The sequence below is a fragment of the Streptomyces sp. NPDC056987 genome, from assembly GCF_042673865.1.
GTDB lineage: Bacteria > Actinomycetota > Actinomycetes > Streptomycetales > Streptomycetaceae > Streptomyces.
The window spans coordinates 105,486-118,185 of record NZ_JBHURV010000006.1; the positions used below are offsets into that span (position 1 = coordinate 105,486).

Annotated in this window: 8 protein-coding genes; 2 read left to right on the forward strand and 6 right to left on the reverse strand. The window is 71.3% G+C overall.

Annotated features, from left to right (window positions below):
* Window positions 1–211 precede the first annotated feature (211 nt).
* On the forward strand, window positions 212–2,578 hold the full coding sequence (locus tag ACFTZC_RS09505) for a CBM35 domain-containing protein (protein WP_382888365.1): 2,367 nt from the start codon (window positions 212–214) through the stop codon (window positions 2,576–2,578).
* Between the two features lie 114 nt (window positions 2,579–2,692).
* Here ACFTZC_RS09505 and ACFTZC_RS09510 read toward each other — a convergent pair whose 3' ends face one another.
* From ACFTZC_RS09510 to ACFTZC_RS09530, 5 genes are all read right to left on the reverse strand, one after another.
* A complete protein-coding gene (locus ACFTZC_RS09510; RefSeq protein ID WP_382888203.1) occupies window positions 2,693–4,732 on the reverse strand; it encodes an RICIN domain-containing protein in 2,040 nt (679 codons plus the stop codon).
* A 154-nt stretch (window positions 4,733–4,886) separates the two neighbouring features.
* The gene (locus ACFTZC_RS09515) at window positions 4,887–6,938 is read right to left on the reverse strand and encodes a beta-galactosidase (protein WP_382888204.1); all 2,052 of its coding nucleotides are present in this window, start codon (window positions 6,936–6,938) and stop codon (window positions 4,887–4,889) included.
* A gap of 106 nt (window positions 6,939–7,044) precedes the next feature.
* Window positions 7,045–8,388, reverse strand: a complete 1,344-nt coding sequence (locus ACFTZC_RS09520) for an ABC transporter substrate-binding protein (RefSeq protein WP_382888205.1) — start codon at window positions 8,386–8,388, stop codon at window positions 7,045–7,047.
* Window positions 8,389–8,456: 68 nt separating this feature from the next.
* On the reverse strand, window positions 8,457–9,404 hold the full coding sequence (locus ACFTZC_RS09525; protein ID WP_382888206.1) for a carbohydrate ABC transporter permease: 948 nt from the start codon (window positions 9,402–9,404) through the stop codon (window positions 8,457–8,459).
* A gap of 2 nt (window positions 9,405–9,406) precedes the next feature.
* Complete coding sequence (locus tag ACFTZC_RS09530; RefSeq protein ID WP_382888207.1) at window positions 9,407–10,330, reverse strand: carbohydrate ABC transporter permease; 924 nt, start codon at window positions 10,328–10,330, stop codon at window positions 9,407–9,409.
* Window positions 10,331–10,649: 319 nt separating this feature from the next.
* Here ACFTZC_RS09530 and ACFTZC_RS09535 point away from each other — a divergent pair, with 319 nt between their 5' ends.
* A complete protein-coding gene (locus ACFTZC_RS09535; RefSeq protein WP_382888366.1) occupies window positions 10,650–11,645 on the forward strand; it encodes a LacI family DNA-binding transcriptional regulator in 996 nt (331 codons plus the stop codon).
* A 95-nt stretch (window positions 11,646–11,740) separates the two neighbouring features.
* On the opposite strand, the gene ACFTZC_RS09540 is transcribed toward ACFTZC_RS09535, so the two are convergent.
* Window positions 11,741–12,595 carry a hypothetical protein gene (locus ACFTZC_RS09540; RefSeq protein WP_382888208.1) on the reverse strand — a complete coding sequence of 285 codons (855 nt, stop codon included), beginning with the start codon at window positions 12,593–12,595 and terminating at the stop codon, window positions 11,741–11,743.
* Between the last annotated feature and the right edge of the window lie 105 nt (window positions 12,596–12,700).

A 12,700-nucleotide genomic window follows, 5' to 3' on the forward strand; every position in this document is an offset into this window, starting at 1 on the left:
AGCAACCGGAGGTTCAGTGAGTACGACCCGCACGTCCCGTACCCCGCGCACACCGGGCAGGACCAGGCACCGAGCGTCCACCGCCATCGGCGCGACCTTGCTGGGAGCAGTGTTGACCACAGGATTCCTGCCCGCCGCCCAGGCCGGGGAGCCCGCCCCGGCCGCGGCCCAGCGCCTCACCGTCGACCTCGCCGCCCCCGAGGGCAAGGTCATGCTCGGCGCGAACGGCGCGCTCTACGGGCTGGGCGACGACGGCGTGCCGAGCGACGCCGCCCTGGCGCCGCTGAAGCTCACCAGCGTCTCGCAGAAACCGGAGGGCGGGGCGCAACACCCCAACGGGGACGCGATATCGGTCTCGAAGTCGTTCCTCCGCAACGGCGGCGGCGACATCCTCGTGCTGATGCAGGACATGTACGCCAAGTGGCCGTACGAGAACCTCGGTATCGACGACTACCTCACCAAGGTGGACCGGATCACCGCGGACATCGCCGCCGCTCCGGACAGCGAGCACTTCGTCTATGTGCCGTTCAACGAGCCCGACCAGATCTGGTACAACCTGGGCGTCGCCGACCAGGGGACGTACGAGGTCAACCGGGACCGCTTCCTCAAGGACTGGAAGACGGTCTTCCAGCGGATCCGCGCGATCGACCCGGACGCCCGGATCGCGGGGCCCAACGAATCCGGCTACCACACACGGCTGCTGACGGACTTCCTCACCTTCGCCAAGAAGGAGAACGTCCTGCCGGACGTCACCACCTGGCACGAACTCGGCCCCTCCTCGCTGCGGGACTTCCAGGCCCACCACGACAACTACCGTGCCATCGAGAAGAGCCTCGGCATCGGCCCGCTGCCCGTCAACATCGACGAGTACGCCAACCGCCGTGACCTGTCGGTCCCGGGCCAACTCGTCCAGTGGGTCTCGATGTTCGAGCGGAACAAGGTCTCCGCGAACCAGGCGTACTGGGACGCCGCCGGCAACCTCAGCGGCAATGTCGTCCACACCAATATCCCCAACGGCGGCTGGTGGTTCTTCCGCTGGTACGCGGGCCTGACCGGACAGACCGTGAAGGTCACCCCGCCGTCCGCCGACACCGTCGACACGCTCCAGGGGCTGGCCTCGTCCGACCCCGCGCGCCGGCAGGCGCAGGTCCTGCTGGGCGGCTCGTCCGGCGACGCGGAGGTCTCCGTGCGCCGGGTCGACCCGGCGGTCTTCGGGACCTCGGTCACCGCGACCGTCGCCGAGGCCGCCTGGTCCGGTTACGAGGGACAGCACGCCGCCCCGCGGGTGCTGTCCCGTACGAAACTGCGTGTCGCCGCGGACGGCACCGTGACCGTACCGCTCACGGGCCTGGACAAGATGTCCGCCTACCGGATCCTGCTCACCCCGGCGGGCTCCGGGGCGCCCGCCACACCCGCCGTGCCGTGGTCCGCGTCGTACGAGGCGGAGGACGCGCGGATCACCGGCGGTCAGGTCTACACCCAGGGCACCGTCTCCGACGCCAACGGGTACGCGGCCTCCGGCACCAAGGACGTCGGCTCGCTCAACACCGAGGCCAGCAAGGTCGACTTCACCGTCGACGTGCCGGCCACCGGCCCGTACGACCTGTCGGTCCTGTACGGCAACCAGTCCGGCGCCCCGGCCACCCAGCGGCTCTCGGTCGACGGCGGCACGGCGCGCACGGTCGGCTACCCGTCCACCCAGAACTGGCTCTACCGGGCGAAGCAGGATGTGGCGGTCGAGCTCACCGCGGGCCGTCACACCCTCACCCTGGCCAAGGGCACCGGCGAGGTCACCCTCGACCGGATCGACCTGACGGCCCGCACCACACCGGCGACCGCGTACGAGGCCACGTTCGCCGACATCTCCGGCAGTGTGTCCTACGACTACCGGGACGCGACCGGCACCGGCACGGGCGCGCTCGTCCTGGGCTCCGGCGGCACGGCGGTGCTCGATGTGTACGCCCCGCGTGACGGGTACTACACGGTGACCTCACGCGCCTCCGCCGCCGTACGGCTCTCGCTGCACGGCGAGACCGTCACCGCCGCCCCGGACCAGGCACTCAAGCTGTACCTCGTGGCGGGCAACAACCGGATCACCGCCTCGGGCCGGGCGGCGCTGCGCTCCCTCGACGTGGCGGGCACGGGCACCTCGGCCGGCTCCGTGGCCTACGAGGGCGAGCGGGCCGCGCTGGCGGGCGGCGCCCGGCTCGTGGCGAGCGCCGGCGCCTCGGCCGGTACCTACATCGGCTGGCTGGGCAACGGCGCGGCGAGCACCGCCACCTTCACGGTCGACGCGCCCCGCGCGGGACAGTACGTCCTGGTGCTCTCGTACAGCCACAACGACCGCCGTGACAACGGACATGCCTACAACACCGACATCATGTCCCGTACCGCCGACATCACCGTCGGCGGCGACACCCGGCGGGTGACCTTCAAGAACACCTGGAGCTGGGACGACTTCTGGACCCTCGGTGTCCCGGTCACCCTGAAGCCGGGTGCCAACACCCTCACGATCGGGAACGCGTCCGCCTGGGCGCCGAACATCGACAGGATCGAGCTCGCCCCGGTCCGGGGCTGACCCACCGGTCGGGCAGCCGCGTACACCGGCGGCCGGTACCGGCGCATCACCCCCGCACAACGACCGAGGACCGGCCCTCCCGGGCCGGTCCTCGGCTGCGTCACGCGATGCCGGCTACGACGTCACGTCGGTGATCCTCCAGCGCTGGTTGGTACCGGAGTTGGGCGTCCACACGGAGACCCGTGAGCCGTCCGCCGTCGCCTGGCCCGGGACTTCGAGCAGTGTGCCGCTCTCCGCGCCGACCAGGGTGTAGGTGGAGTCACCGGTGGTGGACAGGATCCACTGGGCGGCCCCATCGGCCCTGCCCCGGTCCGGCTCCAGCACGGCGGCCCCGTCCCGCACCGCCAGCCGCAGCTTCCGCTCCGCGTTGCGTACGACGTAGCGGTCCCGGTTGCCGGTGCCGTTCGACACCTTCTCGATCCGCCACCGCTGGCCCGTGTCGGCCGTGTCGGGGGTGCGGATGACGGTGCCGGTGGCGTCGTCGGACACGTCGAGCGACTTGCCGCTGCCCACGCCGGTCAGCATGTAGCTGTGCCCCCGCTGGAGCTCCGCGGCGTCTTTCGCGACCCCCGAGACCCCTTTGACCAGCAGACTGGTCACCGACTGGGCGGGTACGATGACGGTCGCGCCGCCGTTCTTCACGGCCACCGGAGCCCCCTTGACGAGGGCGCCGCCCGCGTCGGTGACCACGGGGGTGACCGTCGCGTCCCGGGCGATCCGGCCGAATCCGGAGAGGTCCACGGTCACGGCGCGCGCCGCCGTGGTGTCGTTGACATGGACGACGGTGGCGTCCCGCCCCGACGCGGAGACGGCCGCCACGCTCGTGGTGTCGTCCGTCTTCACCAGCCGGTCGCCGGGCTTGATGAAGCGGGTGAAGTTCCGGGCCGTGTTGAACTTGGTGTTGGTCCGGATCGGGCAGGTCTCCAGGGTGTCCCGCGCGGTGCAGCTGAACGGCACCTGGATGGAGCCCCAGTTGCCGCCCTTCGCGGACTCGCCGCCCGGCTTCATGTTGTCGTAGTCCTCCACCGGCTGCCAGAACAGCCAGGCGGTGGGCTCCAGATCGCGCAGATCGTCCACCATGTGCTGCGCGAGCCCGAGCCCCGGACGCATGCTGGTGAAGTCCTGGCCGTCGCCCCAGTCGCCGTCGACCTCGCTCATCCACAGCGGCTTGTCGGCCGCCTTGGCGATGTCCCGCGCGGTGGTCCTGCCCCCGGTGCCGTAGGTGTGGACGTTGAGCTGCGCGACCAGGTCCCGTACGTCCTGCGGGTAGGACTCCCAGTTGCGGGCGAACGTGGTGGGGTTGGTCTCGTCCATCGCCGAGATCACCGCGTCGGTCTTCGACGTGCCCAGCTTCGCCGCGAGCGCCCTGATGACCTGCTGCTGACGCTCGGGGCCGACGTGGGCGCCCTCCTGCCGGCCGCCGACCGGCTCGCCGTCCGGGCCCAGGGTGGTGCCCCAGTAGGAGGTGTTGGGCTCGTTGAACGGGTCGATGGTGTCGACCTTGATCCGGCTCGACTTCTCCAGCCGCTCCACGGCGCCCGTCAGATACGCCGCGAAGTCGTCCACCGAGCCGGGCTTGAGCTGGTCCTGACCGGCCTGGAAGTTGCCGGAGACGTACCCGCTCTCGGTCATGAACCACGGCGGCGAGTTGGAGAACGCCTCCCAGTGGGTGATGTCCTTGGCGATCCGGTTCACCCACCAGCGCTGTGTGGCGTCGGCGTTCGGGTTCCAGTCGGCCGGGTCGTCCGCCGACCACCAGGTGGTGTCCTCGCGCGTGGTGCCCTCCGGCGCCTTCCACCAGCCCTGCACCGCGCCGCCCGCGCGCAGGTAGTCCCGTACGTCGGGGGCGTTGCCGCCGCCGATGTTGTAGCGGGCGATGTTCAGCGCGAGCCCGTCGTCGCCGAAGACCAGCTGGGCGAGCTTCTCGCGGATCGCCGGGGGATAGCCGCCGGTGGCGTTGGCGAACCAGACCAGGCTGGTGCCCCAGCCCTCGAACTCCTGTCCCTGGTACGAGGGGTCCGGCCGTACGGTGACGGCGGAGCCCGGCTCGGCCGCGGCGGCGTCCGGCAGCGGTCCGCCGGCCAGTACACCGCCGGTGGCCAGGACGACGGCCAGGGCCGCCGGCAGATACCGGATGGTACGGGGTCGCTTCATCGTGGGGTCTTCCCTTGTCCTCGTCGCGTCATCGGGGGAGAACTGCGCACGTGCCTTGCGGAGGGATGGGTGGGGCGTACGTCCCTTCTCTGCGGATAGGCGGCTCTGCGGATTTGCGGATCTGCGGGGGAAGGCTCTCAGCGGCGCGGCGGCCTCAGCGGCGCACCACCGCGACGCCGCGCGGGCCGAGGACGAGGGGCTGTCCGCCGGAGCGCTCGTCCGCCCCGGCGGTCAGCGCGAGCAGGGTCCCGTCCACACCAGGGAGTTCGACGGACTCGTCGGTGCGGTTGACGAGGAACCAGTAGGCGGTGTCGCCGTGGCCGCGCACCACCAGCTCGACCCGGCCACGGGCCGCCGCGGGCAGCTCGCCGCTCACCCCGGCGCCGTCGAGCAGCCGGGCGAGCACGCCCCGTACCCCGTCGGCGCCGAGCCGGGTGGAGACGTACGCGGCGGACCCCCGGCCCACCGGGCGCCGGGTGATCGCGGGGCGGCCCGCCTGGTCACCGGAGGTGTACGAGGCGAGCACCTCCACCGCGTCGTCGGTGAGCGTGATCGGATCCGTCCACAGCGTGCCGGTGGAACCGTCGTCCAGGGTGACGCTCCGGCCCTCGGGCAGCGGCGCGAACTCCTCGATCCTGATGCCCAGCAGATCGCGCAGCGCACCCGGGTAACCGCCCAGCCACGCGTGGTCGTTCTCGTCCACCACACCGGAGAAGTAGGTGGTGACGAGGTGGCCGCCGTTCTCCACGAAGCTGTTCAGCTCCTTGGCGAGGGCGCGCGGCACCACATGCAGGATCGGCGCCACCACCAGGTCGTAGCCGTCCAGTGCGGCCCCGCGGTGGACGACGTCGGCCCGTACCCCGAGGGCCAGGAACGCCGAGTACCAGTCGAGCGCCTCCTGCCGGTAACGGAGCAGGGAGGACGGGTGGGAGTCCTGTTCGCTGGCCCACCACGACTCCCAGTCGAAGAGGATCGCCGCCCGCGCGGGGCGCCGGGCGGACCCGGCGACCTCGGACAGGTCGCCCAGCAGCGCGCCGAGCCGGGTCACCGAGCGGAACACCTCGCTGTCGGCACCGGCGTGCGGCACCATCGCCGAGTGGTACTTCTCGGCGCCCGCCGCGGACTGCCGCCACTGGAAGTAGCAGACGGCGTCGGCGCCGTGCGCGACATGGAGCAGCGAGTCGCGGGCCAGCTCCCCGGCACGCTTGGCCAGGTTGACCGGCTGCCAGTTGACCGCGCTGGTGGAGTGCTCCATCAGGAACCACGGATGCCCGCCCGCGAGCGAGCCGGTGAGGTTCGCGGAGAACGACAGCTCGTCGAGGGCCTGGGGCCCCGGGTGGACGTAGTGGTCGTTGGAGACGAAGTCCACCTCGTGCGCCCAGTCGGCGTAGTGCATGCCCTTGGTCTCGCCCATCACCATGAAGTTGGTGGTGACCGGTACCTCGGGGGTCAGCCGGTACAGCACCTCGCGCTCGGCGCGCAGATGCTCCTTGAGGGCGTCCGAGGAGAACCGCTTGAAGTCGAGCTGCTGGCTCGGGTTGGGGTGCGAGGCGGCCAGCCGGGGCGGCAGGATCTGCTCCCACTCCGTGTAGCGCTGGGACCAGAAGTCCGTGCCCCAGGCGTGGTTGAGCGCCTCGACCGTGCCGTAGCGGGCGGCCAGCCAGCTCCGGAACGCGCGGGCCGCGTCGTCGGAGAAGTCGTAGACATTGTGGCAGCCCAGCTCGTTGGAGATGTGCCAGGCGACGAGCGCCGGGTGGTCGCCGTACCGCTCGGCCATGGCGGTGGCGAGCTTCAGCGCGTACGTACGGAACACCGGGGAGGTGGGCCGCCAGTGCTGGCGGGCGCCCGGCCACACCGTCTCACCGTTCGGCCCCACGGGGAGGATCTCGGGGTGCAGTGTGGTGAGCCACGGGGGCGGGGACGCGGTCGCCGTGGCCAGGTCGACGGAGATCCCGCCGGCGTGCAGGAGATCCATGATCTCGTCCAGCCAGCCGAAGTCCCAGACGTCGGGGCCGGGTTGGATACGGGCCCAGGAGAAGATGGCGAGGGACACGATGTTCACACCGGCCTCGCGCATCAGCCGGATGTCTTCGGGCCACACCTCGCGCGGCCACTGCTCCGGGTTGTAGTCGGCGCCGTAGGCGAACCCCGGTGCGGTGGCGTCGTGCGGCCGGCGCAGCCAGCGGGGCGACGGGGCGCGGGTCATCTTGCTCCTCGGGAAGATCGTGCCGGGTCCGGGTGGACCGGCGGGCACCGGGTGGTGGCGGGACGGCGAAGTCGCCGCTGCCCCGCCACCACCTGGATGTCCGGCGTTACTTGACGGTGAAGCCCTGCTCAGTGCCGTAGGCACGGGACTGCTTCTGCCAGGCGGCGAGGCCGTCGGACAGCGGTGTGCCGGAGACGTACGCCTTGCCGACGGTGTCGTTGAAGATCGAGTTCGCGTAGACCTGGAAGGGCAGGTACGTCCAGCCGGGCACGACCTCGGTGGCCGACTGGGAGAAGACCTTGTTGATCTCCTGGCCGCCGAAGTAGTCGAACTTCGTGTCCAGGAACTCCTTGGACGTCAGATCGGCGGTGGTGGCGGGGAACGCGCCGTCCTTGATACGGGACTTCACCCCCGCGCCGGCGGCGGCGTACTCGGTGAACGCGTAGGCGAGCGCCTTGTTCTTGCCCACCGAGGGGACGGCCAGGGAGCTGCCGCCGCTCTCCGCGCTGGCCTTCGCGCCCGCCTTCCACTGCGGCAGCGGGGCCACCCGCCAGTCACCGGACGCGCCGGGCGCGCCCGTCTTGAGGTTGGTGGGCATCCAGGCCCCGGTGGCCAGCGTGGCGATGGTGCCGTCGCCCAGCCCCTTGAACCACTCGTCGGTCCACGAGGTGACGGGCGCCAGCAGCTTGCCGTCGATGAGCTTCTGCCAGGTCTTCGCGTACGTGGCGCTGCCCGCGTCGGTGAAGTCGATGGTGACATCGGTGCCGTCCACCTTGTACGGCTTGCCGCCGGCCTGCCAGATGAGGCTGGTGGCGAAGCCCGACTCGCCGGTGTCGGCGGTGATGAAGACCTTCGGGTCGGCCTTCTGCAGCTTCTCGGCCGCCGTCACGTACTCGTCCCACGTGGTCGGAACGGCGATCTTGTGCTTGTCGAAGACCTTCTTGTTGTAGTACAGCGCCATCGGGCCGGAGTCCACCGGCAGTCCGAAGACGCTGTCGCCGGACGTGACCGCGTTCCACGGGCCGGGGGAGTAGGCGCTGTCGAGCTTGTCCGCACCGTACGGGGCGAGGTCGGCGACGGACTTGGCGAGGGAGAACTGGCTCAGCGCGAAGTACTCGATCTGCGCCACGTCGGGGACGCCCTTGCCCGCCGCGATCGCGTTCTGGAGGGCGGTGTACTCGTCCTTCGAGGTGCCCGCGTTGACGACCTTCACCTTCACCTTGGGGTGCGCGGCCTCGAACTCCTTCGCCACCTTGGGCATGGTGCTGTCCCAGGTCCAGACCGTGAGGTCGCCGCCCTTTTCGAGGGCCGCCTTCACGTCGTCGGCGTTCCCCGAGTCGGCGCCGCCGCCGTCGTCGGAGGAGCCGCCGCAGGCCGTCAGGGTGAGGGAGAGGGCGAGTACGGAGGCCAGACCTGCGCCGCGCACGGTCCGGCGCGCTGTGTTGAACATCAGAGTCATCTCACTTCGTTGTCAGAGAACTGCCGAAAGCTGGGGAATCTGGAAAGCTGTAAGCGGGGTCACTCCTTGACGCTTCCGGCGGCGAGCCCCGACTGCCAGTACCGCTGGAGCAGCAAGAACGCGGTGATCAGGGGCACGATGGTGAGCAGGGAACCGGTGATCACCAGGTTGAAGATGGCCTCGCCCCCGTTGGTCTCCGCCTGTTCGTTCCAGGAGTTGAGCCCGAGCGTGAGCGGGTACCAGTCCGGGTCCTTGAGCATGATCAGCGGCAGGAAGTAGTTGTTCCACGTCGCGACCACGGTGAACAGCAGCACCGTCACGATGCCGGGGGCGAGCAGCGGCAGGCTGACCGTGAAGAACGTACGGATCTCACTCGCGCCGTCGATCCGGGCGGCCTCCAGCAGCTCGGTGGGGATCGCCTCGGCGGCGAACACCCACATCAGGTAGAGCCCGAACGGCGAGATCAGCGAGGGGATGATCACCGCCCACGGGGTGTCGGTCAGCCCCATCTTGCTGAACATCAGGAAGGTCGGGACCGCCAGCGCCGTACCGGGGACGGCGACGGCGCCGATCACCACGGCGAAGACACCGCGCTTGCCGGGGAACTCGAACTTGGCGAGGGCGTAGCCGCCGAGCACTGCGAGGAAGGTCGCGCCGCCGGCCCCCACCACGACGTAGAGCAGTGTGTTCAGCAGCCAGCGGACGAACACACCGTCGTTGTAGGTGAGGGTGTCGGCGATGTTCCGGAAGAACGCGAAGTCGCTGTCGAACCAGAGTCCGGAGGAGCTGAGCAGGCCGGTCTGGGTCTTCGTCGAGTTGATGACCAGCCAGACGAGCGGCACCAGCGCGTAGACCAGGACCAGACCGGTCAGCACGGTGAGCAGCACACTGCGGCGCGGACGGTTGACGCTGTGCCGCTGTCCGGGGCGCGGGGTGCGCAGCCCGGTGACGGGACGGGGCGCGCGCCTCTCGTCGGGGGCAACGGTGGCGGGGACGGTGGCTCCCATCGTCACGCTTCCTTTCGCATGCCGCGGAGCTGTACGGCATACGCGATGATCATGGTGAAGATGCCCATGATGATCGCCACCGTGGCCGCGTAGTTGTGCTGCTGGCCCGAGAAGGCCAGCGAGTAGGTGTAGAAGTTCGGCGTGAAGTCCGTCGTGATCGTGTTGGGCGCCAGATTCCGCAGGATGTTCGGCTCGTTGAAGAGCTGGAAGCTGCCGATGATCGAGAAGATCGTGGCGATGACCAGCGCGCCCCGGATCGCGGGCAGCTTGATCGCGCCGATGATCCGGAGCTGCCCCGCGCCGTCGATCTCCGCCGCCTCGTACAGCGAGTGCGGGATCACCCGCAGCGCCGAGTAGAAGATCAGCATGTTGTAGCCGACGAACTCCCAGGTCACGATGTTGCCGATGGAGGCGAGCACCAGGCCGGAGGAGAGCGGGTTGGGCAGCGAGACCCCGAAGGCGTCGTTGATGTTGCCGACCAGGCCGAAGCGGGTGCCGTACATGAAGCCCCACATCAGCGCGGCCACCACGGCGGGCACGGCGTACGGCAGGAAGATCGCGATCCGGAAGAAGTTCTTCCCGTAGAGCCTGCCGCTGTCGATGGCCAGCGCGACCAGCAGGGCGATCCCGAGCATCACCGGCACCTGGACGGCGAGGAAGAGGGTCACCCGGCCCAGTGCGGACCAGAAGTTCGGGTCCTCCAGGGCGCGTTGGTAGTTGTCGAAGCCGACGAACGAGGTCCCGCCGACGAGTTGGGTCCGGAAGACGCTCAGATAGATCGAGTAGCAGATCGGCGCGATGAAGACGAGGGCGAAGACCGCCATGAACGGGCCGATGAAGCCCCAGCCGATCAGGGCCCGCCTGCGTCGCGGGCCCCGTGGGAGGGCGGGGCGCCCCGCTGTGGAGGGCGGTGACAACGTCGTCATGGCTGTTCCTCGCTGGTCGTCCTCGGCACCCGCCGCCGGGTGGAAACGTCCGTATCGAGCCGTGGCCCGAAGCGGGCGCCGGCGCTGATGTTTACGTAAACATCGATGGGTGGGATGCTTGCATCGGCCCCGGTGGGGCGTCAAGATTTCGGCTGGTCTCAGTTGAATCAAGCAGGTCGCGGCGGTAACGGCGACGGGAAGCGCGGGAGTGGGAGTGGAGGAGACGGTGGACGGCGCCCGGCGGCCGGTGGAAGCGGACGGACGGCCGCCGCAGGACGCGGCGGGCCCGGGGCCGCGGGGCCGGCGGCGCCGGGTGTCCATGGCGGACGTGGCCCGGCGGGCCGGCGTCTCCTCGCAGACCGTCTCCCGGGTCTCCAACGGCCACCCGGGCGTGGTCGACGCGACGCGCCAGGAGGTGCTCGCCGCGATGAAGGAGCTGGGCTACCGCCCCAACAGCGCGGCCCGCGCCCTGAAGAGCGGTGAGTTCCGCACCATCGGCATCATCCTGTTCACGCTCTCCACCACCGGCAATGTCCGCACCCTCGACGCCATCGCCACCTCGGCGGCGCAGCAGGGGTACGCCACGACGCTGCTCCCGGTCGCCGTGCCCACCCAGGACCAGGTACGGGGCGCCTTCACGCGGCTGGGCGAGCTCGCCGTGGACGCCATCATCGTGATCATGGAGGTCCATCTGCTGGACGCCGCCACGGTCACGCTGCCCCCCAACGTCGGTGTGGTGGTCGCCGACTCGAACGCCGGGGACCGCTACAGCGTCGTCGACACAGATCAGGCGGGCGGCGCCCGCGAGGCGGTGCGCCATCTGCTCGGGCTGGGCCATGCGACCGTCTGGCACCTCGCCGGGCCCGAGGAGTCCTTCGCCGCGCAGCGGCGGGCCGACGCCTGGCGGGCCACGCTGGGCGAGGCGGGACGCCCGGTGCCCCCGCCGCTGCGCGGCGACTGGTCGGCGGAGTCGGGGTACCGGGCGGGGCTGCGGCTGGCCGCGGAGCCGGAGTGCACGGCGGTCTTCGCGGCCAACGACCAGATGGCGCTCGGCCTGCTGCGCGCGCTGCACGAGTCCGGCCGCGCGGTGCCCGAGGAGGTGAGCGTGGTCGGCTTCGACGACATCCCGGACGCCGGTTCGTACATACCGCCGCTCACCACCGTCCACCAGGACTTCGCCGAGGTGGGACGGCGCTGCGTGGAGGGCGCGCTGCGCCAGATCAACACCCACGAGGAGGAGCGCGGCACCACCCTCGTCCCCACCCGGATGGTGGTCCGCCGGTCCACCGCGCCGCCGCCCCGGCCCGGGGCCTGAGCCGGCGGTACGGGGGCGGGCGGTACGGCGGTGACGGCGGCGGGCGGCACGGGGCGGGCCGGTTCCCCCGCTCACCCGTGCCGCCCGCCCCCGTGTCAGGCGGCAGGCCGCTCCCCCGATGCGGCCTGCCACCTCGCGGTGGTCCACGGCAGCGCCACCTGCCCGGTGACGAACGAGCTCCACAGCCCGATCCGCAGCGTCCCGCCGGGGCGCGCCGAGGTCTCGGCGAAACTGACCGTACGGCCGCCGGTCCGCCGGACGGCGCCCCACTCCAGCTCGAAGCGGCTGGTCCCGACCCGCTCGCCCGGCGGGACCGCGGTCGGCGGCAGGATCTCGTCGAGGGCCCACCCGTAGCCCTGCTGCCGGTAGGGGCCGGTGACCCGCTCCCAGGTGAGTTCCAGGATCGCGCCGGTCGCGGGGATCACGACCAGGGCGCCGCGCGCCCCGCCGGGGTGCCGGGTGTTGAAGGCGAGGACCTCCGCGGTGCCCGCCGGGTAGGCGTGCGAGGTGCCCCGCCCCACCAGCGAGCCCTCGGGGCAGGCCGCCGGGCCCCGTTCCTCGATCACCGGGCGCGCGCAGCGCGGGAACGCGTCGGGCCGGAAGCCGAGCGACGCGTCGAAGAGGAAGACGAAACGGCGCGCGGCGGCGGGCGGCCCACCGGACTCCGTACGGCTGACCCGGTCGAAGGCGACCCGTACGCCGCGCGGGGTCGCACCGTCCGAAGAGACCCGCGCGGTCAGGGAGTCGAGGTTCTCGGGGCCCGGGACATCGGGCTCGTACGGGCGCTGCGGGCCGCCCGGCGCCGGGTCGGGCGGCGGGACACTGCCCGCCGCGGCCCCGGTGGCGGGTGCCACGGCCCCGCCGGCGGGCAGCGCTGCCCCGGTGGCGGGTGCCACCGCCCCGGCCAGCAGCGCCGCGAGCGCCCCGGCCACGCACACGCCCCGCCGCACGCCCCCGCTGTACCGGGCCCCGCCACCCCGGTCGGCGCCGCCCCCGACGCACCCGCCGGCACCGCTCCCGCCCCCACTGCCCCTGCCGTCCCGTGCGCGCACCAC